This window comes from Acinetobacter sp. FB (assembly GCF_056033405.1).
The window spans coordinates 2,014,291-2,034,306 of sequence record NZ_CM148502.1 but is presented as its reverse complement, the minus strand read 5'-3'; the positions used below and the strand labels follow the sequence as shown (position 1 = coordinate 2,034,306).

Annotated in this window: 22 protein-coding genes; all 22 read left to right on the top strand. The window is 41.6% G+C overall.

The features are described from left to right. Window positions 1-6 precede the first annotated feature (6 nt). The 22 genes from AC0JIQ_RS09575 (at window position 7) to AC0JIQ_RS09470 (ending at window position 20,011) form a co-directional block, all read left to right on the top strand. The gene (locus tag AC0JIQ_RS09575) at window positions 7-1,308 is read left to right on the top strand and encodes a DUF1073 domain-containing protein (RefSeq protein WP_474201502.1); all 1,302 of its coding nucleotides are present in this window, start codon (window positions 7-9) and stop codon (window positions 1,306-1,308) included. Then, a complete protein-coding gene (locus AC0JIQ_RS09570) occupies window positions 1,286-2,758 on the top strand; it encodes a phage minor head protein (RefSeq protein ID WP_474201501.1) in 1,473 nt (490 codons plus the stop codon). Before AC0JIQ_RS09575 ends, AC0JIQ_RS09570 begins: the two co-directional genes overlap by 23 nt. Continuing rightward, window positions 2,755-2,997 carry a hypothetical protein gene (locus AC0JIQ_RS09565; RefSeq protein ID WP_474201500.1) on the top strand — a complete coding sequence of 81 codons (243 nt, stop codon included), beginning with the start codon at window positions 2,755-2,757 and terminating at the stop codon, window positions 2,995-2,997. Before AC0JIQ_RS09570 ends, AC0JIQ_RS09565 begins: the two co-directional genes overlap by 4 nt. A gap of 365 nt (window positions 2,998-3,362) precedes the next feature. Then, complete coding sequence (locus tag AC0JIQ_RS09560; RefSeq protein ID WP_474201499.1) at window positions 3,363-4,583, top strand: DUF2213 domain-containing protein; 1,221 nt, start codon at window positions 3,363-3,365, stop codon at window positions 4,581-4,583. Window positions 4,584-4,594: 11 nt separating this feature from the next. After that, window positions 4,595-5,062 carry a structural cement protein Gp24 gene (locus tag AC0JIQ_RS09555; RefSeq protein WP_474201498.1) on the top strand — a complete coding sequence of 156 codons (468 nt, stop codon included), beginning with the start codon at window positions 4,595-4,597 and terminating at the stop codon, window positions 5,060-5,062. 3 nt (window positions 5,063-5,065) lie between these two features. Then, a complete protein-coding gene (locus AC0JIQ_RS09550; RefSeq protein WP_039047531.1) occupies window positions 5,066-6,061 on the top strand; it encodes a major capsid family protein in 996 nt (331 codons plus the stop codon). A 70-nt stretch (window positions 6,062-6,131) separates the two neighbouring features. Next, window positions 6,132-6,416: a hypothetical protein gene (locus tag AC0JIQ_RS09545; protein ID WP_474201497.1), complete on the top strand. Its 285-nt coding sequence runs from the start codon at window positions 6,132-6,134 to the stop codon at window positions 6,414-6,416. A gap of 69 nt (window positions 6,417-6,485) precedes the next feature. Beyond that, window positions 6,486-6,971, top strand: a complete 486-nt coding sequence (locus AC0JIQ_RS09540) for a hypothetical protein (protein WP_474201496.1) — start codon at window positions 6,486-6,488, stop codon at window positions 6,969-6,971. After that, the gene (locus tag AC0JIQ_RS09535; protein ID WP_474201495.1) at window positions 6,972-7,358 is read left to right on the top strand and encodes a phage protein Gp36 family protein; all 387 of its coding nucleotides are present in this window, start codon (window positions 6,972-6,974) and stop codon (window positions 7,356-7,358) included. Between the two features lie 2 nt (window positions 7,359-7,360). Next, window positions 7,361-7,804 (top strand): phage tail terminator protein, encoded by a 444-nt coding sequence (locus AC0JIQ_RS09530; RefSeq protein WP_474201494.1) that lies wholly within the window; start codon window positions 7,361-7,363, stop codon window positions 7,802-7,804. A 7-nt stretch (window positions 7,805-7,811) separates the two neighbouring features. Continuing rightward, the gene (locus tag AC0JIQ_RS09525) at window positions 7,812-8,021 is read left to right on the top strand and encodes a hypothetical protein (protein WP_474201493.1); all 210 of its coding nucleotides are present in this window, start codon (window positions 7,812-7,814) and stop codon (window positions 8,019-8,021) included. After that, window positions 8,008-8,751 (top strand): phage tail tube protein, encoded by a 744-nt coding sequence (locus AC0JIQ_RS09520; RefSeq protein ID WP_474201492.1) that lies wholly within the window; start codon window positions 8,008-8,010, stop codon window positions 8,749-8,751. Before AC0JIQ_RS09525 ends, AC0JIQ_RS09520 begins: the two co-directional genes overlap by 14 nt. A gap of 65 nt (window positions 8,752-8,816) precedes the next feature. Next, entirely contained in the window at window positions 8,817-9,380 is a 564-nt protein-coding gene (locus AC0JIQ_RS09515; protein WP_474201491.1) for a hypothetical protein, read from the top strand. Window positions 9,381-9,491: 111 nt separating this feature from the next. Next, window positions 9,492-9,797 carry a hypothetical protein gene (locus AC0JIQ_RS09510; RefSeq protein ID WP_474201490.1) on the top strand — a complete coding sequence of 102 codons (306 nt, stop codon included), beginning with the start codon at window positions 9,492-9,494 and terminating at the stop codon, window positions 9,795-9,797. Between the two features lie 183 nt (window positions 9,798-9,980). Continuing rightward, window positions 9,981-10,292 carry a Pmp3 family protein gene (locus AC0JIQ_RS09505; protein ID WP_474201489.1) on the top strand — a complete coding sequence of 104 codons (312 nt, stop codon included), beginning with the start codon at window positions 9,981-9,983 and terminating at the stop codon, window positions 10,290-10,292. A 133-nt stretch (window positions 10,293-10,425) separates the two neighbouring features. Further along, the gene (locus tag AC0JIQ_RS09500; protein WP_474201488.1) at window positions 10,426-14,001 is read left to right on the top strand and encodes a tape measure protein; all 3,576 of its coding nucleotides are present in this window, start codon (window positions 10,426-10,428) and stop codon (window positions 13,999-14,001) included. Then, the gene (locus tag AC0JIQ_RS09495; RefSeq protein ID WP_474203246.1) at window positions 14,001-14,417 is read left to right on the top strand and encodes a hypothetical protein; all 417 of its coding nucleotides are present in this window, start codon (window positions 14,001-14,003) and stop codon (window positions 14,415-14,417) included. The genes AC0JIQ_RS09500 and AC0JIQ_RS09495 overlap by 1 nt, the downstream gene beginning before the upstream one ends. Further along, the gene (locus AC0JIQ_RS09490; RefSeq protein WP_474201487.1) at window positions 14,407-16,380 is read left to right on the top strand and encodes a hypothetical protein; all 1,974 of its coding nucleotides are present in this window, start codon (window positions 14,407-14,409) and stop codon (window positions 16,378-16,380) included. The genes AC0JIQ_RS09495 and AC0JIQ_RS09490 overlap by 11 nt, the downstream gene beginning before the upstream one ends. A 2-nt stretch (window positions 16,381-16,382) precedes the next feature. Beyond that, window positions 16,383-17,993: a hypothetical protein gene (locus AC0JIQ_RS09485; protein WP_474201486.1), complete on the top strand. Its 1,611-nt coding sequence runs from the start codon at window positions 16,383-16,385 to the stop codon at window positions 17,991-17,993. Between the two features lie 94 nt (window positions 17,994-18,087). After that, complete coding sequence (locus tag AC0JIQ_RS09480) at window positions 18,088-19,329, top strand: hypothetical protein (RefSeq protein WP_474201485.1); 1,242 nt, start codon at window positions 18,088-18,090, stop codon at window positions 19,327-19,329. Continuing rightward, window positions 19,329-19,619, top strand: a complete 291-nt coding sequence (locus tag AC0JIQ_RS09475) for a carboxypeptidase regulatory-like domain-containing protein (protein ID WP_474201484.1) — start codon at window positions 19,329-19,331, stop codon at window positions 19,617-19,619. The genes AC0JIQ_RS09480 and AC0JIQ_RS09475 overlap by 1 nt, the downstream gene beginning before the upstream one ends. Beyond that, window positions 19,616-20,011 carry a hypothetical protein gene (locus AC0JIQ_RS09470; RefSeq protein ID WP_474201483.1) on the top strand — a complete coding sequence of 132 codons (396 nt, stop codon included), beginning with the start codon at window positions 19,616-19,618 and terminating at the stop codon, window positions 20,009-20,011. Before AC0JIQ_RS09475 ends, AC0JIQ_RS09470 begins: the two co-directional genes overlap by 4 nt. Window positions 20,012-20,016 lie beyond the last annotated feature (5 nt).

The window sequence follows — 20,016 nt, the reverse complement described above, 5'->3', positions numbered from 1 at the left end:
AATATCTTGGAAGAGCGCAATCAAACACAAGCGCCAGTCATTGTGAATGATGGTGCTTATGTCAACTTTGTATCGAATCTTAATACAAGCCGTGATAAGTCATCACATGGCCATTTTGCTAAAGAAACCAATCTTACTGATTATGATTTCGAAGCGGTTTATCAAGACTGGCTAGCTAAGAAAATTGTCAATCGTCCTGTTTTGGATATGCTTCGGGCTGGTTGGTACTTCAATGGTTTAGAGGATGCTCAAATACTTAAGATCACTGATGAAATTAAGCGCCTACATTTAATTGAGCGGTTGGCAAAGCTTCTGATCTGGTCTCGCTTGTATGGTAGGGCATACTTGGTATTTGGATTAGCAGATGGTCTGCCATTAGATCAGCCTTTTGAGATTGAAAAGTTACGACAAGGTGGGCTTCAATTTTTCACGGTTCTAAAGAAATCAAAAGTGCAGCCTTTAATTCAGGAATATGTACCTTTAGAGCTGAGCGCAGGTGAACCAGAACAGCCAATGTATTACCAAATTAGTAATGGCAATGGTACCCAAAGCAAAATACATCATTCTCGAATCATGTGTGTGAAACACGGCGATGAGGGAGAGTCGCTTTTGTTGGCCATTTACTACACTTTGCGAAATTACATAGCAACCAATGCTGGCGCAGCGAGCTTAGTACACGAGGCAAAAGTGGATGTGATTCGTATGCCAGATTTAATGATGAACATAGTTAACCGCGCTAAAGAGACGATGGAGCGATTTGGCGCAGCAGCTTTGCTTAAAAGTATTAATGGCATGTTAGTCATTGATAAAAATGAAGAGTACGAGTCGAAGTCTTATACATTTGGTGGTTTGCCAGATTTGATGAGAGAGTTTGGCCAACAAACGTCGGGTGCTGCAGATATGCCTTATACATTGTTATTTGGTCAAACCACATCTGGCTTAAACAATAGCGGTGAATTCGATTTGCGAAGTTACTATGATCGCGTCAATACAGAACAAAACTGGACATTGCGACCCATACTAGAACGGATATTTCCGCTGATTTTTAAAAGCCTGTTTGGAGCGATACCAACAGGCTTTAATTTTGTGTTTTATCCGCTCTGGCAGCTAGATGTAAAAACTCGATCTGAAGTAGAGAAAAACAACACTGAGCGAGACATCAAATATTTAGAAAAAGGGATTATCACTGAGGCAATGATTGCAAAGCAGCTTCAGCAAGATGGTACTTACGACTTTATAGATGATGCTCATATCCAAGCGCTCGATGATTTGGCGGGGCAAATAGATGACAATTCTCAGCAACCTTAAACCGCTAATTCAGCAAGCTCATAAAACTAAGTTAGGACGTAAGGCAAAACCGCAGCCAATATTCATATCCAAGAAAACAGAAGTTGAATATTACAAGGCACTCTTATCGATTAGTCATTTATGTCAAAAGGGTGTGAAAGATGATATTGAGCCGATGCTGGCTTTCAATATGGGTGATTCAATTGAGATCAGTATCGGAGATGGCATATTTTCCAGTGTAAAAAATGCACTGGGAAATCTAAAGCAGAAAATCTCAAATAGTATTGACTTGATTGCTGCACAACTGGCCACGCAAATCGTTCTGAAGCAGAAAAAAGCAAGCGATAAGCAAATAGCTGAAATGCTGCAAAAGTCTACTGGTTTGGATTTTACTGGCTTGATGCGAGATGAGGATCTACAAGATGCGGTTGATAGCGCTATTGCTGCAAACGTATCACTGATTCAGTCAATACCTAAGCAATACTTAGATAGAGTAGAAGCCGCCGTACTTGATGGGATACAGACAGGAAAGCGTTCGGATGAGATTAAAAAATCTATTTTGGACATTGGCCATTCTACAGATTCACGCGCTAAGTTAATTGCGGTTGATCAGCTTGGAAAAATCAACGGGCGACTTGCTCAGATCCGTCAGCAAAAGTTAGGTATCACTCACTATACATGGTCAACAAGTCATGATGAGCGTGTAAGACATTCGCACCGTTTGCGTGATGGTTTGATATTCGCATGGAATGACCCACCATCAGACGGGCATCCGGGTATTCCAATTAGATGCCGATGTGTACCAATACCTTACACGGCGCATTTATTTGATAAGAATGCTGAAACACCTGAGCAAGCAATGGCAGCTCAAAAAGGGATAAAAACCTTAATTGAGCAGCAAAATGATGATTTGTTAGGTTGGTTGAACAAGAACCAGATCAGCAAAATTGCAAATAGCCTGATGAGCGATAAGAATATTCAAGCCTTAGCCGATGAATATAAGCTCACTTTGCCTGAACAAGTTGCATTGCGACATTACACGGGGGATGGTTATCGCAATCTTAATCAGATGTTAAATGGCTTAATTAATGATGGCGATCCGCTTTATTCTGAGCTAGTAGCAGCTTCCAAGGTGCTGAGTAGTGCTTTAGATCGATTACCAAATCATGTTGGCCAAGTTGTAAGGCGGACTCAATTGCCTGAGGCTTTTTTAGCTAAACACCAAATTGGTGATACTGTTGAATATAATGCTTTTACAAGTGCGACTTATGGCGATGGTGATGTATTTTCGCACTATCCGCATCGCCTTGTGATAAAATCTAAGACAGGAAAAAGTGTAAACTTCATCAGCGAATATAAAGATCAAGAATATGAAGTTGTATTCAATAGGCCTAAGCGTTTTCGTGTCAAAGATCGCAGAGAGCTGACTAATGGTGTAATTGAAATTGAACTATGGGAGATAGATGAATGACAAAATCGATTCCTGGTATTTTAACCTTACCATTAGATAAGCAGCGGGAAATTGCAAAAGAAGATGGATATGGTGACGATCTGGATGCTTGGCAAGCTGAAATGCAAAAAAGCCATGATGAAGCTCAAGCGCATATTGCGAGTTTAAAAACTGTGAAATATGACGATCTCACTCCCGAACAAAAGCGTGCGCAAGATCGATGGCAGCGCAAAGTTGATTCAGGGAATCCAACCTCATGAACAAGAATGAATTTTATGCAAATTTAGGGTTAGACGCTTCAAATTTAAAACATTTAGCTTATGGTCCAAAATATCCTCATAAAATTAGCTTTCTTGAACATAAGAAACAAATGTCTCAATTTAGTGTTGGAAAATGCAGTCTAAAACCACTCAAGGTTCATAACTACGCTTTTATATCTACATATCAGAGCCTTTTACTTACAAACCCATCTGCACTGATGACGAATAAATTTAGAGTTGATGATAAAGGTACATGGTGGGGTCGATGTAGAACCATAAGCATTGACTAGATTTCACAAAAGAAAATGAACCCTATATAAGCCCACTCATCCGAAGTGGGTTTTTTATTGCCTATAGGAAAGCCAATGAAACGCTATTTACTACACTTAAAGTTAGGTGACTTTGCACCTGCTCAATCTACAAGAACCCTCACTCCAGAGGGTTTTTTATTGTGCAAAGATGCTCGACTCGGCAAAGCGCCACAGGTACGCCAATACTATGCGGCTGAATTTAATGGCATAGAGGGGTATACGCCTGATCAGGTCATTAACGTCTTTAGTTCAGCCGATGAGGTATTTCGACCTCAAACAATCCAAAGCTATCAAGGTGTGGATGTCACAGACAATCACCCACCGGGTAATGCTGTAAATGCTGCCACATGGAAAACTCATTCAATCGGCACATTATCGAATGTTCGTCGTGATGGGGATTATCTAATTGGCGATTTGCTGATTAAAGACAGTGATGTGATTCAGCAGATCCAAAGCCAAGAGCGTTTGGAATTGTCTTTAGGTTACGGCGCTGAACTTCATTTCATTACTGGTACTTCACCAGATGGTACGCCGTACCAAGCTGAGTTCAAAAACTTCTACGGCGATCATGTTGCCCTTGTCAAATATGGCCGTTGCGGTGGCGATTGCCGCATAGGCGATCAAAACCCAAATCAACCAAATCCAACGGAGAAAACAATGCAAATCATTGTAAATGGCATCCCTTTTGATGTTGCCGATAATGCGGCTCTTACAGCAGCACTAAAAAAAGATCAGGACTTATTAGCTTCATTGCAACAAACGGTTAATTCAAAACTCAAAATCGGAGATCAAGAGTTTTCAATTTCAGAGTTGGCCGCAGTTCAAGCTGTGATCGATAAAGTTGTTGCAGATGCAAAAACCAATGCTGAAAAAGTAACAACGCTTGAAGCCAATCAAGTCACACCAGAAAAGTTAGAAGCATTGGCCAATGAGCGAGCGACTGTAATTTCAGATGCAAAAAAACTCAATGCAAATGTCAAAACGGATGGGTGTTCTTGTGAGCAAATTAAGCGTGAGGCTATTACTGCCAAAGCTGGCGATGCAATCATTGGTGCAATCTTGGGAACAGTTACGGTTGGCGACGCTAAGCCTGAGCAAGTCGACATGGTGTTTCGTGCGCTTGTTGCAACCAGTGGTACTCAAACCCCGTCAAACCCAATTAATAGTTTCTTTACGGGTGATAGCCAAAATACCCCACCAGCAGGAGGGAATGGTACGGCACCTGCACAAGAACAGGGCTATGACAAAACAACAGCTTGGAAAAAAGATATTTAAGGAGCTATTAAATGCAGCTTAATTCAAAAGTGGCGGTAGTCGGGCAACGCCTTAAAAGTACGCCTGAAGATGTGCGCTCTATGCCAATGGCAGGGGCAGGCACTTTAAATGATGGCCAAGTTGCTTGTGATGCAGGGGACGGCGTTCGTTGTTCTGTCATTGGGGGTGGTTTACGTCCCATCGGTATCGTGGTGCATCAACACATTGGCAAGAATGGTACTGATTCAAGTGGCAAAGAAGCATATCAACAGTATGACGTACCGCCAATCATGCGAGTTGGTCGAATCTGGGTAAAACCCGCCGTTCCAATTACTGCTACAGGTGGCAAGGTTTACGTTCGTACAGCGAATGCAACTACAAACAACCCATTGGGTTCATATCAAACAAGTGCGACAGATGGCACTGAATTAGTCGGTGCTACTTGGGATTGCATTTCGAATGCTGATGGCATGGCTATTGTTCAATTACGCGGGGCTTAATACATGAATCGTGAACAACTTATTAATCGAAAGCTCGCCCTGTTTGGGGGGGTGGCACCAATTATGCAAGCTCAGGCGGGTGATGCATTTAACCTTAAAAATTTGGTGACATTACTGGTTCAATTAGAAACTAGTAATGAAATGACACCGCAAATGACAGAAGCAACTGAATATGCTTCGTATATTCCAGTGAAATCTAATTTCCCTGCAGTCGTGGGAACTAAGCATACGTTACAACGTAAAAACGGCGTTGGTGAGGGTCAAGACCATAGTGGTACAGGCGTTGATATTCCTTTAGCTGAAGTATTTTATGACAACGTAGATCTAGGCGTTCGTTCTGGCTCAATTGGCTATCAATATTCAATTCTTGAATTGGCCACAGCATCTCAAGCAGGTATCACCCTTGAAGCTGATAAGATCCAAGCAGCACGTTTGGGCTTTGAGAAGCATATGTCTCGTATTGCTTGGGTGGGTGATTTGAATCTAGGTTTGCGTGGCTTATTTAACCAAACTGGGGTTAATGTTCAGACTGCATTGAAGGCATGGGAAACTGCAACACCAGATGAAATCCTTGCAGATATTAATGACATCTTATCGGATGCGATTGAAGCAAGTGAATTCAATCCCGCAATTACTCCAGATACGATGATCTTACCAACAAGCTTAATGCGCATTCTGACTCAACGACGTATCGCTGATAATTTAGAGACCACCATTTTTGAATGGGTGTCTAAGAATAATTTGCTTGCGCTTGAAGGGAAAAAACTCACTATCCGTGCTACAAGTCGCACAGAGTCGATGGGGGTTGGTGGTATTCGCCGTATTACTGTTTATCGTCGTGATCCAGCTTGTATCGAAATGCGCATTCCAAAAGAGTTGGAATTCTTAGCACCTCAAGCTGATGGGCTTGATCTATTCACACCGGGTTATTACTTGTATCAAGGTGTATGGCTTAAACGTGTTGATAGCTTGCGCTATATGGACGTTCCTAAAACTTAATTAACCAATTTATAAATCATGACTAAATAGCCGCAATTACGCGGCTTTAGTCATTTTTGGAGCAATTAAAATGCCGAAATATACATATCAAGGTGAACACGGTCGCCTTTCAGCGCGTACCAAATTTGGAGCAGTTGTATTGCCTAAAGGTGCAGAAGTTGAAATCACTGATGAGCAACATGAAGCCTTAGCCGATCATCCTGTATTCACAGCTTTAGAAAAATCAGGTGAATTGATCATATCTGAAGTTAAGAAAACCAAGCCTAACAGTAAAGCAGATACAGCAGCAGCCAAGGCAAAACGTGAAGCTGAATTGGTGGAAGTAAAAGCCAAATTGACCGAGCTTAATGTCTAATTTAGTGATGATGAATCACTTGAAGATCTGCAAGCAAAGTTGGCACAGGCCAATTAACGGTGAATTTGCATGAAAGTAACGTCAAAAATCTTGCAAACAGGTAACTGGTTTTTTGACAAACTTGCCCAGCAAGCCACCAGATTTACTGGTCATGCTGAGGTAGGTGTCTTTGGTGGAAAACCTCACATCACGGAATTATATGGTGGCGGCAAACGTTCAATTGTTATGGCTGATCTGGCCGCTATACATGAGTATGGTGCACCCGGTCGAAAAATCCCTGAACGCTCTTTCTTTCGTGCAAGTTTGCAATTAAACCAAGGCAAATATAGTCGGTATTTGTTGAGTCAGGTTAAGCCGATGTTACTGGGTAAAACCTTAATGGCGACAACATGGCATGTTTTAGGTCAAGAGGCGCAGGCAGATGTGCAAACCTACATGGTCAATGGCAAGTTTGTGCCACTTAAACCTCGAACCATTAAGCGTAAAGGTAGTAGCAAGCCATTAATTGACACTGGCCAATTAAGACAATCAATAACATATCGAGTGGTGAATTAAATGTCTTATTTAACGCGGGACGAGCTTATTGGTCGTTTTGGTGAAAGTGAAATCGTCCGACTTGAACGTAATATTGCCAAAACAGATGGAGCAAACCCACCAACATCCGAACAAGCTATTTCTGATGCTGTAGAAATGGTGAACGGCTATATTGCAGTTCAATATCCTTTGCCGTTACCTGTAACAACTGAGCCTGTTAAGCGTGCCGTTGCGGTAGTCGCACGATATTACTTGTATAAGGACAAGCCAACGGAAATTGTTCGCCTTGATTACGAAGATGTGATGAGTTGGCTTAAAAACATTGCAACAGGCAAAGCTGTTTTGAATTTTCCTGTGCAGGATGATCAACCTACACACTTATTTGGTACTGGAATATTTGTGGTGTAACTATGACAGTAATTAAAGACTATTTTGCAGTTGAGCCAATTCTAGTTGAGAAAATTCAAACAGCAATGCCTGACCTTGTTGATGTAAATACTCCATTTACGATAGAGGCAATGCTCGAAGCCTCAAACAATGCGCCGTCAGTTAGTGTGATTTATTTCGATGATCGAATTGGTGATAGTGCGAGTAACGGAAGTTCAGCAACTGTATTTCAGCAATGGTTAGTCGTGTTGTGTATTCGAGATGCGGGCGCTCAATTGCAAAATACAAACTCACTGCGTAAAGAAGCAGATCCATTCATTCGAAATCTATTAGACACATTGCAGGGCTTCAATCCTCAAGTAGCAGGTTATCGAATGTTTAAACGGGCAAATTCACCAGTGCGAATCGGAAGCTCGCCGGGATTTGCTTATTTTCCACTGATGTTTGAAATTCAAATATTTACATGAGGTATTTATGGACAAGCAATACAAAGCTTTGAAGCCAATTGGGCGATGGGCAAAAGGTGAAATTATTGGATCTTTGCCGACTGAACAAATTATTCAGTTAGAACGAGCCGGAATTATCGAAGCCATAGACGGAAATGCCATTGTGGAGCAAACGCCTAAGGCTGAGGTAAAGCAATCAAGCAAAAAACAGGTAGGAGAAAATAATGTCGAAGCCTGATTTACTTTCGCTGCAGGGCGAGCTGTGTTTAGCAAAAATTGTGAACGGCGTTGCGGGTGCACTATTACCCGTAGGTAATATGCCAACCCTTAAACTAAAAATTTCATCTGCTAAAGTCGATCATTACGACAGCCGTTATGGTCAACGTGCTAAAGATGCAACGCTTTACAAGCAAACTGGTGTTGATATTGATGGAGAGTTAGATACGGTCAATAAAACCAGTTTGGCACTTGTAATGAGTGGTAATAGTATTAGCATTGGTTCGGAAACCGTCACAGATCGATCACTTGGTACTGTTGCAGTTGGTAGTATTATCGACTTAGGTTTGCGAAATCTAACAGATGTAACATTCAAAGATGGATCTAATGCCGATATTGATTCAAGCAAATATATTCTTGATGCTGTTTACGGAACTGTTGAGTTTGTTCAATCGGTTACTGGCGCGGTGAAGTGGTCAGGAACTGCTGCTGCCAAGACACGAACCACTATCGCAAATAATACCGGCTCAGAATATAAAGTCTTATTCAAAGGGATAGATACGATCTCAGGGGATAAAGTCGTGGTTGAGTTGCACCGCTTAACGCTATCACCTGAAACGGAATTCGATCTGATCAATGAAGATTTTAATAAGTTCTCAATCACTGGTAGTTGCATGGCTGACAATAGCAAAGCCAATGATGCGGAATTAAGTGTCTTTGGCCACATCGAACGTTTTTCAGTAACAGCTTAATAATACCTACAGGCACAGGGGCGCATAAGCGTCTTTTTTTGTGCCTGTATTTTAGGATTATTTCTATGAATGATTTTTTTCTAGTTAACAATGAATCATTGCCATATGTATTCATTGATCAGAATATTGAGATTAAGCAGATCCAAGTAAAGAACTTAAATCAGTTTGCATTCTACGCTGAGCCAATAAAAGAACTTGATGGTTATTCAATAGAAATGATTGGGATGGTTGTCGATGAGCATATCGTCAAGATTATGGGACTTTGTTCTTTAGTAACTACACTTGATCCTGATACATTTACAACCAGTATTCAAAATCAGGATGCTATTGTCGATCTGGTTTTAAAAATCATCCATGCAAATCATGCGTATTTCAAGAAAGAAAAAAAGAAACAGCAGAAAAAAAAGGATGATAACCAAAGTTGGTTTGATTCATTTCAATATCTTTTGTCAGCAGGTCACAGACCAGATGATATTTTAAATATGTCTTACGGTGCATTTGTAGAGTACATTAAATCTACGCAACGCCGTGAATCACAACGTTTGAAATCAATAGCTATAGCCGCACGTGCTGCTTACCATGCAAATCAAAATGATTTTGACAAGTATTTGAATGGATTAAGTGGTTGAACTAGATTGAGGTGACTGAAAAGACATGTTGCCATTTGGAAGTTTATTAATTGCTTGAAAGTCTAAAATTAAACACTATATAGATTAACAATAAAATGGTTTGGAATGGGTATGAATCAGGAATTAGCAGATGAAGTTCAAAGCTTCTATATTCGAACTCTTGCTTTGGTAAAAATGGCTACTGCACTTACAAATGTACATCCATTATATTTAAGAGTTTTAGAGGCTGAGAAGCCAAGTATTGACAAACAAATCAATATGTTTAAGGAAAACGGATTTACAGTAATAAAAGACCCTAAGACTGGACAATATTTTGTGTGCTTGGCAGATACGCCAGAAAGTGTTATTGAGGGTCCGAATATATACAGTTTGCAAGTTGAGCGTATGATGCAATATATGTTGGATTACTACAAATAGTGGATTTCTAATTCAGGTATTCCTAAATCGTAAAATTTGTTTCTACAAATAATCTTCGTATTGTTTTTTATAGAAAAGCCCCAAAAGTGGCTTTCTTTCTTAGTTCTGAGGTGTTTTTATTGCCACTGTTTACGCCGTTTGATAAATTGCCCAACTAAATAATAAATTATTAAAGGGTGTATTATGGCTGGCCAAACAGTTGAATGTATTGCGTGTGGGCATGTAGGGTCTACAAAAACCAAAGGAAGTATACTGATCACTATTTTTTTACTTTTTTGGGGAGTTATTCCAGGAATCATTTATGAAGTTTGGAGACGTACTGGAAGTAAAGTTTGCAGTGCATGTGGAAGTAGTAATGTAAAACTTTACATTCCAAAACCGAAACAAATCCCACAACAAAGCAATGATGTTGACCAAATACAGTGCCCAGACTGCCGCGAATATATTCGTTTTGATGCACGTAAGTGTAAACATTGTGGAACGATGATCAATTAATTACTCAGTTATCTAACGAAGCCTGCGATAGCAGGCTTTTTTATTGCCTAAATTTTCAGTTTGACCATACAGATGTGTCTACTACCGCATGTCTGTATGGTCTTTTTTTATTCGGTAGCAAGGTGGATATACCATGTCGGATTTAGTATTTAAGTTAGTGTTGGATGCAGAGGTAAATGACTACATTTCAAATGTAGGTCGTTCAGGCACAACGACCAAGGCTGTTTTTGATGCCATAAAAAAAGAGGCAGACAAATTACGCCAAGCATCTGAAGAAACTGCTAAGCAAATTGGTGAAATTATTCCAAAGGGCACAAAGGAACTTGCTGATGCATTAACAACATCACTTACAAAAGCCACAGGGATGATTGAAAATGCAGGGGATGAAGCATCCAAAACCGAAAAAAACTTTACTGATTTTGGTGTGAAGTCAGGACAGGCCATTGACCGTTTAAAAGCCGACCTTGTGCAGGCAAAACAAAAATTACAGGAATTTGCATCAACCAATGCAACCCCGCAGAGTATTGCAGCAGCCCAAAGCGCTGTAGATCAACTGGAAAAGGAAGTTGAGCAGGCAGATGCAGCATTTAATAAATTTGAGGGCGCTGTACTAAATGCAAACAAGGAAGTTAAAAATACTCAAGGGGCAGCCGCACAGGCACAGAAAGGAATTGACGGACTGAAAACCAGCTATACCACTTTAGTGTCTGTAATGACAGCAGTGGGTATTGGGGTTGGTGTAAAGGAGCTAATTCAGACAGCAGATACATATACCAATCTATCTGCGCGGATCAAGATCGCAATTGGTGACACTGGTAATTTTGAACAGGCTATGGCAGGTGTCCACCAGACTGCCGTTTTAACCAACTCCAACCTTGAGTCTACAGCAGGTCTATTTACACAGCTTACCTATGTGGGTAAAGAACTTGGGCTTGTCCAAAACGATGTATTAGGACTGACCAAAACGATTACCCAGGCCGTACAAACTGGTGGTGGTTCAGCACAGGCTACAGATGCAGCCATCACCCAATTGATTCAGAGCCTAAATTCTGGTCGTTTAGCTGGGGAAGAATTTAACAGCGTGAGCGAGCAAGCACCCGTCATTACTAGAGCTTTGGCAAAAGAACTTGGTGTGACTACTAGTGAATTGCGTAAGATGGCTGAAAATGGAGACCTTACATCAAGAGTTGTAATACGCGCCCTGCAAAATCAGGCGCAGGTTATTGACGAAGAATATAAAAAACTTCCAATAACAGTGGAGAAAGCCTTACAGCGCATTCAAACGCAGTGGCAAATCACGATTGGAGAAATTAACAATAGTACTGGTACTACTGAAACAATAGCTAATGGACTTTTGGTTATTGCTGATAATTTGCAGATCGTAAAAATATTCTTTGATGATATTGCCAATGGTATTAGTTACTTCAGTGAAAGATTCTCTGATATTGATTTAACCACCATCAATGCAATTAGAGACACATTATCTGATATATATAAGCAATTACAGAAAAATATTAAGGATATTATTGATTTAGGGGAAACGGTTTTTAGTGCTTTCAGTAGTGCACTTGATGCAATATCTCCTTTATTTGCAGCATTATTAAGTGGCCAAGAAGATGTAAGCGGATTAGCTACTGCATTCAATGTGCTGAGAATGGGTTTAGCTGCTGTCAATGATTTTGCTACAGGGCTTAATGTAGGGCTAAAACTAGTATTAGCTGGTGTTCAATTCTTGGCGGCTGGTATCTATGATTTAAGTGCTTCCATTTTAAATCACATTCCTTTTATGGGTGATTTGGCGGATCAGGCTGAAAAGACATCCGCACGGCTATTTGCCCAAGCTGAGAAGAATGCTCAGCAGGCAGTTAAGCTGTCTGAAGAACACAAATGGGCTGTGATTGAAACCTATAAGGATATTAGCAAAACCCAACTACAGAAAGATCAGGAGGCGGTTGCTAGTTCCAAGGCAAAACTTGAAGAATTGCTGAAAGACCAGAAAACAGAGGCTGATGGTAAAAAACAATCTGAAAGTGAAAAGCTTCGCGCTGTACAGGAGTATGCTGAGGCAACAATAAAAGCCAATGGTGGTGTCATGGATGGCACTGTGCAAGCTGATCTGATGACCAAGGGCTATATCGTCACACTTGATCAGGCGGGTAAGGTTGCGGTTCAGGCTTGGGACTCATCTGGCAAGGCTTCAAAGCAGGCAGCAGCTTTGGCAAAGGAATCAACAGAAAAAGCCAAGCAGGCTGATGAGGAATACACTACATTTCTCAAAACGAGCGCCGTCCAGAAAATTCAATTACAGAAACAAATTGAAGATGCAAAGCGCACTGGTGATCTCAGTGCCTTAAAGTCTGCTCAAGACTCCTTAACTGCAATTGATGCCAAAGAAAAGGAATTGGCCATTGCACGGAAGCAACGTTCATTTGAAGCTCAGCAAGATGCAGGCGGGTTTGGCAAGGCCATAGAAAATGCTGCAAAACAGGGTGCTCAGGCTCTTGGTATTGATCTTGATGCCGCACTTAACAAAGTTTCCAGAGGATTCAAGGAGAAATCAGATCAGGTCAATGACCTTGCTGCTGGTGTCCAGCGTTTGGGAGCTACTGGAGAGCAAGCCGCTGCCATTATCTATAATGCCTGGTCTAAATGGCTAGAAACTGCCAAATCGCAGGCTGAGATTGATGCAGCCAAGACAAAGCTTAAAGAGTTTGAAGTACAGGGCGTTTTCTCAACGAAGCAGGTTGAGATGGGGATGCTTGCGATAAAACAGCAAACTCAAAAACTGCCAGATGATTTAGATGAAGTTGGAAAGGCTTTTGAACGCCTTGGTATTAAAACCAAGGAACAATTAAAGCTTGCTGCTGATTCCGCAATTGCTGACTTCAATACAATGAAAGCAAGCGGTCAAGCAACATCTGATGGTCTTAAACAAGCTTATGAGCGAGTGATGCAAGCTGCAGCAGCATCGGGTGATCAGGCAGTCATTGCAAATGCCAAAGCACAGGGTGCATCGGTTGGGTTACAAGCGCAGATAGATGAAACGGGCAAAACCTCTGTTAAAACTACTCAAGAGATAGTCGATGGTTTATACAATGTTGGTAAAACAGCAAGTGGCTCCGCAGCAGATGGTTTCCGTGATCTTGGACGAATTGCCCGTGAAGAAGCCCAAAGCACCGCTAATGAATGGGAAGCGGCTATGGCAAAAGTTTCTGCTCAACGCAAAGCGCAAGCAGCAGAGACTTCTAAAGGGCTTGGACAAGCAATGGATGATATGAATGCCAAAATTGCGGATTATGAAAATCGGTTGGTAGCAGCTGGAATGAGCAAAGGTGCAGCTCAGGCAAAAGCGCAGGAGTCTAAAGATGCAATGTTATTTGCTTACTACAAAGCTCTGCAGAGCGGATCTGTAATTGATTACAGCGCACCGCTACTTAAAAAAATGGAAGATACCCTTAGTTATTGGGAGGGTAAAAAATCTGGCACAAGTGGCAGTTCCGTATCTGTTGGAGGTAGTTTAAACGCTTCAAATATTCAAGCGCCAAATATCAACATCAATACTCCAAGTATTCCTAACACTAGCCCAAAAACAGTTACTTATAAAATTGAGTTTGGTGGCAAATCTCTTGAGCTAGTTGGAGATTCCAACCAACAGAATTTAATGAATGACTTTTTAACCGAGCTAGAACAATTGAATAGGGCTAGATGATGAAGATTACTCGAAAATTAACAAACGCAACCGTCCAAATTGAGGACGGTTTTTTATGGTCTGACGAATTTGACTGGAAACCTGTTGAACAAAACGTTGAGCGTGCAATTGATGGCTCAATGATTATTCAGGAGGGAAAAAAGAAGTCTGGTCGAACTATTACACTTTCGCCTGCACCAGAACAGGGTTGGGTTAAACGATCTGACCTATCAATACTAAAAGATTGGTCAGCGCTACAGGGCGAGCAATTCACTTTGATTTTTGAATATCCGCATGACACTCGCCAATTCAATGTGATCTTTAATCACCAAGATGGCGCTATTAATGCCAAACCAGTGATGGGCTTTCCAACAGTATCAGATGGTGACTATTACGAAGTCACCTTGAAATTCCTAGAGGTGCCAAATGCCGATTGAGACCAATAACTTAGTTTTATATAAGTCTGAGCGTTTGACAGATACTAGTGACGGCGGGGGTAAATATTCTGGCCAAGTTGTCATTGATGGGGAAAGCAATAATCTTTTCCCTGATGTATCGGAACTTGATCGAACCGTTGGACGTGTGTCGCTGCGTAAGATCTATGCCGCCGTGAATAGTAATGATACTGATGCACTCATGGGGTCAACAGTATTTATCTCAAAGAATCCTGAAGATCCGAATGTTTCAGCATTGCTATTTAGTACACGGTCTCATACCGATACCCGTGATAGTGCTCAGAATCGTTTAGAAAATTATCTGGCCAAAGGTGCTCAGGCGGTAGGTGCTTTGCTCGATGCAGCGTATCAAGGTATGAAGTCAATCCAAGTGGCAATGATGACAACTGATTCTGAGAATAATGTCGGGGATACTTTGGTACTGGTGGTGAATGAGGGCCTAGCAAATGAGTTTGCGCAATACCTTCGTATAACTGCAGTAGAAACCAGAACAGCTACTTTTCGCGCAGGCAGTGGCGGCGGTGGATCTGAGGGAACCAAAGAATATAAAGTTGCGACTTATACATTTAACGATGCACTCAGTCGTGATTTTGTCGGCCTGTCCGTGACGAATTGGTGGAACAACGTTAAACCAACCACTGTTATACGCGAAACGGTTGTTGCTGATGCTGGCGTGTATTATGCAAGTGTTGATTTAGCCGATGATGTGGCGGTGGGAAGTTTCACAATTCAAGCTGGAACAATGTTTTCACAGTTAATTCCATCGAATCAGACTGAAACGCCTTTGTTAGACTTGAATGCTGTCAGTGAAAATCCTGCTTTAGTTGCGGGAAATAGCGGAACGATCACAACCCAATTCACAACCAACGTAAATAACAACCAAAGTTTGTATATTGGCTCAAGTGTATTACCAAGCTCATTAAGCTTTACGCTTTTTGGGCAGTCAGTTTCAGATAACGGTGGTACTTTAAAAACAGCAACTGGCACTCAAGTCGGCACGATTGATTACCAAACAGGTCGCATAGTGTGGACCAATGCGATTGGCTCAGGCAATGCCATTCTCAATATTACATTTACGCCTGCCTCTGCACCCGTACAGCCTTTTGAGTCTTATACCTTGCCCGTCACATCGAATAATCAAGGGACAAATTGGACAGGGGTTTTAGTGCCGATTCCTGCACCGGGAGCGCTATCTATTTCATTCATGGCACAAGGTAAGTTTTATGTTTTGAAAGACAACGGAACTGGTCGCTTGGTCGGTGCAAATGAGTCAGTCGGTAGTGGATCGATCAATTACACGACAGGTACTTGGCTCTTAACTACTGGGGCTTTACCAGATGTGGGAACGCCTATCTTGTTGCAATGGGGCAGCCCAATTACAACTTTTGCCCGTGCTGATTTATCCGTATTACCAGCGGGGTTAGATTTTCAGTTATTTCATAACGGTATTAAAAGTTTAACAGCGACATGGCTATTGGATGGGGTATCGAAAACTGCAACGGTTGATAGTTCAGGGCAATTCACAGGTGATGCGATTGGCTCAATGATCTTCAATACAGGCAAAGGGCGTTTGATTCCTAAAAAACTGCCTCAGAAAAGCACTGTTTTTAATTTGACCTACGACTACGGCGAAGGCAAAAGCCAAACGTTGAATGCTATTGAGCCTGATGCCAATCAAAAACTAACCTTTACCATTGGTACGGGTTCAGCAATTCAACAAAGCTCAGTTGGGTTAGATATTCCTGTAACCCACCCAAACGGCGCAACGGCAACAGTCAGTCTGCATGATGTTCCTGTGAATAGCACAACAGGCAACCTAGTAGATCAATTCGGAAATGTTCAAGGCAGCATCATCTATGCAACTGGGGTATGTGAAGTAACGCCGTATTTGCAAAAAACCACGTACAGCAAGGCATATACGCCAACAACTTATTCAGCGGGGTAAATATGGGTTTTTATCTTCCACAAGTAGACCAAATCCTTGCAAGTCAGCAAACATTGAAAGCCTTTGGTACTACCAATATCGCGGTTCGTTATCGTGATACTTCAGGTACTGGTAGTAATTCAACCACAATCACTGCAGATAAACTCAGCTTTGATCTAACACAGGGTTTTGATGAGCAGATCTTATCGAGTTCAGTACGTTTTAAATTGGGAGCCGATACCTTTGTTGATCGAACAGGTTTGCTATATCGTAATGTGGATACCGCAACAGGATCAGGTACACAAAGTGGCGTTATTCAATATGGTACGGGTGTTATTGAATTAGAGAGTTGGACACCGAATGTTGATAACCAAATGACTTTGCAGTCTTTGACTACTACAACGGATATGTTGCCGATTCATCATGTTAGTTTTAGAACGCCAACAATCCCGATTCGTCCTGGTTCACTCACGGTTGTGGTTGGCAAAATTGCAGGCGGTCAGCTAACTTTAACTGCAGATGAAGCAGGTATAATAGAGACAGACGAGGCGCACGGCTCAATCAATTATGAGACGGGCTTTGTAGATCTTTATTTCTACAAGAAAACTAAAAAGTCTGATCATCCTGAAATTGTAGATGAGGATTGGTACGATCCACTTTTAGACTATACGGATGTTGGTAATACAGTCTGGGTGAATGCACCTGTGTGGATCGATGCAACCAGTGTGCGTTATAACGCAATTGCCTATACCTATATTCCGCTTGATAGTGAGATCCTTGGTCTAAGTGCTACGCGCCTGCCGCCTGATGGACGTGTACCGATTTTTCGTGTTGGCGACATTGGCGTGATTGCTTCATCCAAGCTTCAACAGTTACCAAGTCATGTTGCAGGTCAAACTTATGATCTCAATGATCAACGTATTTCGTGGTGTGAGCTTGAGGACTCAAATGGGGTTAAGGTCCCGTACGATATGTACGTGGTTGATTATGATTATGGGCGTGTCACGTTAAGTGGCGATTTTGCTTTAAATAGCTTGGTACCGCCGTTAAAAGCTGCATATCGCTATCAAGATATGGGTCTCATAAATGACGTGCAGATTAATGGTCAAATCACTTTAACTAAGCCAGTCACACACAACTACGATGCTGATAATTCAATCGTAGGTTCAGCTTTGGTTGTTGGTGATATGTTTAGCCGATACACAAGCAAATTTGTACAAGGAACTTGGAACAGCACATGGTCAGATGAACCAAGCGGCACGCCGATCACACCAAACTACAACGATGCCTTATATCCGATTGCTGTAACGAATAAGGGAGCGATTCAGGAACGTTGGGCGATTGTATTTGTAGACTCAACCAATTTTAGAATCATCGGTGAGGTTTCTGGCCAGATTGGAACGGGTAATGTAAATGCTGATTGTGCGCCAATCAATCCCATCACCAGTGCGCCGTATTTCACTATTAAAAAAGAGGGTTGGGGAACGGGCTGGGTAAGTGGGAATGTTCTACGCTTTAATACCATCGCGGCGATGTATCCAATTTGGTGTGTACGAACAGTGAAACAATCCGAGCCAACTACTTTGAGCGATAACTTTCAAATTATGTATCGCGGTGATATTGATCGAGTTTGATTGGAGTTGATCTATTTGGACTGTGATTAAACGAGTTATCTAAGGAATTAACACATAGGGCTGCACATGCAGCCTTTTTTAATGAGTATAAGAAATGGTCGCAAGTACAGATATTAAGTTTTATGTGCATACCAACACCAATGCACCGCAATTAACAAATAATTTCGGCTGTATGATTGATGTGCTCGATGCCTGTTTAGTAAATGGTTTTGGGTCTCAGGCAGTCGCAACATTGACAGTAAGTGGAACAACTGCAACCGCCACCTATGGATCTGCACATAATTATTTGCAGTATCAAGTCATTAAATTTGCGAATGCTAACCAAGCAGAATTTAATAATGAGTTCCGCATTTTGACCGTACCGAATGCCAATACTATTACTTTCCAACTTCCTTCGGTACCGAGTGTTACCACTGCAACAGGAACGATAACTAGTTCTTTACCATCTTTGGGTTGGCTAAAGCCTTTTAGCGGAACGGGGAAGGCAACTTATCGCTCGTCTAATACGTTGCTTGCATCACGTCCATATTTGAGAGTTATTGATGTGCTTGATGCTGCATATACTTCGACTTATGCAAAATATGCCAAAGTAGGTATTGTCGAAGATATGACAGGCATTGATGCAATGTCAGGAGTTCAAGCGCCGTATGATAGTGCATCACCCGATAAGAATTGGGTAGGCACTGGGAGTGGGACAACTGCTTATAACGGCTGGTCGAAATGGTATTACGCTTCGTCAGTGAGTGCGACATCAAACCCGGCTGATTCCGCCACGCCAACATCGGGGAATCGCTCATGGATTTTGATTGGAAATAAAGACTATTTCTATATATTGCCGACTGTTGTGGCTGCTGATACGCAAGCATTAACTTACGGTTTCGGTTCGTTCAAGTCTTTATTGAATGTTGATACTGCAAACACATTTTTATCTTCAACCTACTTTTACACCACAACAGGTGGTGCATATCCAAGAGGCGGTTACACGGGAATTTGCGGAACAAGTTCAACCCAAAAAACACTCTTGCAGCGCTCATATTCTCAAGCAGCATCGGCGCAAGAATCAATGCATATTTCACTAGGAAAAACTGAGATAGCAAGTGGCTATTCTAATTATATTGGTGCATTTAGCCTTGCAAATGTTGCGCCGTTTGCACCTGTTTTCTTAAATGAAACAGTTCTGCGAGGTGAAATACCGGGGTTTTATTGGTTGTTCCAAGCGAAGCCTTATTCCAACTATCAATTGATTGAAAAAAATAATAACTTGTATATCGCAGTTAATGCAGCGGTCAATTTCAATCAGCAGGGGCAAGTTGTCATCAAAATAGGGGATTTATAATGCTTTTAAATCTTCAAGTTACTCCTGCAGTTTGTTCAAGTGCTGATCCAATATTAACGATCGATGTAGGATTAGCGATAAAGGGGCAGGTTAAAGAATTGAATATTCCTTTTCCTTGTCGCTTGAGACTGTTTGAGCGTGCATCCGGGAGATTGATTTCTGAAGTGATGACCGATCCAAACGGAAATTATGTTTTTAATCATCTGACAGCAAATAAGTTTTTTATTGTTGCTCATCATCCTTTAAATCAATATAACGCAGTCATTGCAGATCTGGTGGTGCCGAAATGAGTGTGATTCCATCAATGGCGGCAGGCTTGGCCCAATTACAAGCCTTGGCAAATTTCTTAGATACAGGTAGCAGTAATGCTACTTTTTCATTTTATAAAGGTACAAAACCTGCCAATGTGACTATAGCGGCCAGTTCAGGTAATAAATTAGTCACGCTGAATTTGCCTGAACCGTGTTTTAAACAACTCAATGCAGACAGCATAGAGTTATATCCAACGGATACCGCAACAGTGACTCAAGCAGGCACGGCAACATGGGCGCGTTTGTATAACGGTAATGGTGATGCAGTTGCGGATTTTAGTGTTGGTACAGATATTACGCTGGCAAATCCAAGCTTGGCGCTTGGTAGTACCTTGATGATCAACTCGATTGTGCTTCGTCCATCCACATAAGAGGT

What these genes read in the sequence shown, in the direction of transcription:
- AC0JIQ_RS09565 (WP_474201500.1), top strand. Translation starts at nt 2,755, where the DNA reads ATGACAAAATCGATTCCTGGTATTTTAACCTTACCATTAGATAAGCAG.
- AC0JIQ_RS09530 (WP_474201494.1), top strand. Translation starts at nt 7,361, where the DNA reads ATGACAGTAATTAAAGACTATTTTGCAGTTGAGCCAATTCTAGTTGAG.
- AC0JIQ_RS09505 (WP_474201489.1), top strand. Translation starts at nt 9,981, where the DNA reads ATGGCTGGCCAAACAGTTGAATGTATTGCGTGTGGGCATGTAGGGTCT.
- AC0JIQ_RS09495 (WP_474203246.1), top strand. Translation starts at nt 14,001, where the DNA reads ATGAAGATTACTCGAAAATTAACAAACGCAACCGTCCAAATTGAGGAC.
- AC0JIQ_RS09480 (WP_474201485.1), top strand. Translation starts at nt 18,088, where the DNA reads ATGGTCGCAAGTACAGATATTAAGTTTTATGTGCATACCAACACCAAT.
- AC0JIQ_RS09485 (WP_474201486.1), top strand. Translation starts at nt 16,383, where the DNA reads ATGGGTTTTTATCTTCCACAAGTAGACCAAATCCTTGCAAGTCAGCAA.
- AC0JIQ_RS09510 (WP_474201490.1), top strand. Translation starts at nt 9,492, where the DNA reads ATGAATCAGGAATTAGCAGATGAAGTTCAAAGCTTCTATATTCGAACT.
- AC0JIQ_RS09525 (WP_474201493.1), top strand. Translation starts at nt 7,812, where the DNA reads ATGGACAAGCAATACAAAGCTTTGAAGCCAATTGGGCGATGGGCAAAA.
- AC0JIQ_RS09500 (WP_474201488.1), top strand. Translation starts at nt 10,426, where the DNA reads ATGTCGGATTTAGTATTTAAGTTAGTGTTGGATGCAGAGGTAAATGAC.
- AC0JIQ_RS09475 (WP_474201484.1), top strand. Translation starts at nt 19,329, where the DNA reads ATGCTTTTAAATCTTCAAGTTACTCCTGCAGTTTGTTCAAGTGCTGAT.
- AC0JIQ_RS09555 (WP_474201498.1), top strand. Translation starts at nt 4,595, where the DNA reads ATGCAGCTTAATTCAAAAGTGGCGGTAGTCGGGCAACGCCTTAAAAGT.
- AC0JIQ_RS09570 (WP_474201501.1), top strand. Translation starts at nt 1,286, where the DNA reads ATGACAATTCTCAGCAACCTTAAACCGCTAATTCAGCAAGCTCATAAA.
- AC0JIQ_RS09520 (WP_474201492.1), top strand. Translation starts at nt 8,008, where the DNA reads ATGTCGAAGCCTGATTTACTTTCGCTGCAGGGCGAGCTGTGTTTAGCA.
- AC0JIQ_RS09515 (WP_474201491.1), top strand. Translation starts at nt 8,817, where the DNA reads ATGAATGATTTTTTTCTAGTTAACAATGAATCATTGCCATATGTATTC.
- AC0JIQ_RS09550 (WP_039047531.1), top strand. Translation starts at nt 5,066, where the DNA reads ATGAATCGTGAACAACTTATTAATCGAAAGCTCGCCCTGTTTGGGGGG.
- AC0JIQ_RS09535 (WP_474201495.1), top strand. Translation starts at nt 6,972, where the DNA reads ATGTCTTATTTAACGCGGGACGAGCTTATTGGTCGTTTTGGTGAAAGT.
- AC0JIQ_RS09490 (WP_474201487.1), top strand. Translation starts at nt 14,407, where the DNA reads ATGCCGATTGAGACCAATAACTTAGTTTTATATAAGTCTGAGCGTTTG.
- AC0JIQ_RS09540 (WP_474201496.1), top strand. Translation starts at nt 6,486, where the DNA reads ATGAAAGTAACGTCAAAAATCTTGCAAACAGGTAACTGGTTTTTTGAC.
- AC0JIQ_RS09470 (WP_474201483.1), top strand. Translation starts at nt 19,616, where the DNA reads ATGAGTGTGATTCCATCAATGGCGGCAGGCTTGGCCCAATTACAAGCC.
- AC0JIQ_RS09545 (WP_474201497.1), top strand. Translation starts at nt 6,132, where the DNA reads ATGCCGAAATATACATATCAAGGTGAACACGGTCGCCTTTCAGCGCGT.
- AC0JIQ_RS09560 (WP_474201499.1), top strand. Translation starts at nt 3,363, where the DNA reads ATGAAACGCTATTTACTACACTTAAAGTTAGGTGACTTTGCACCTGCT.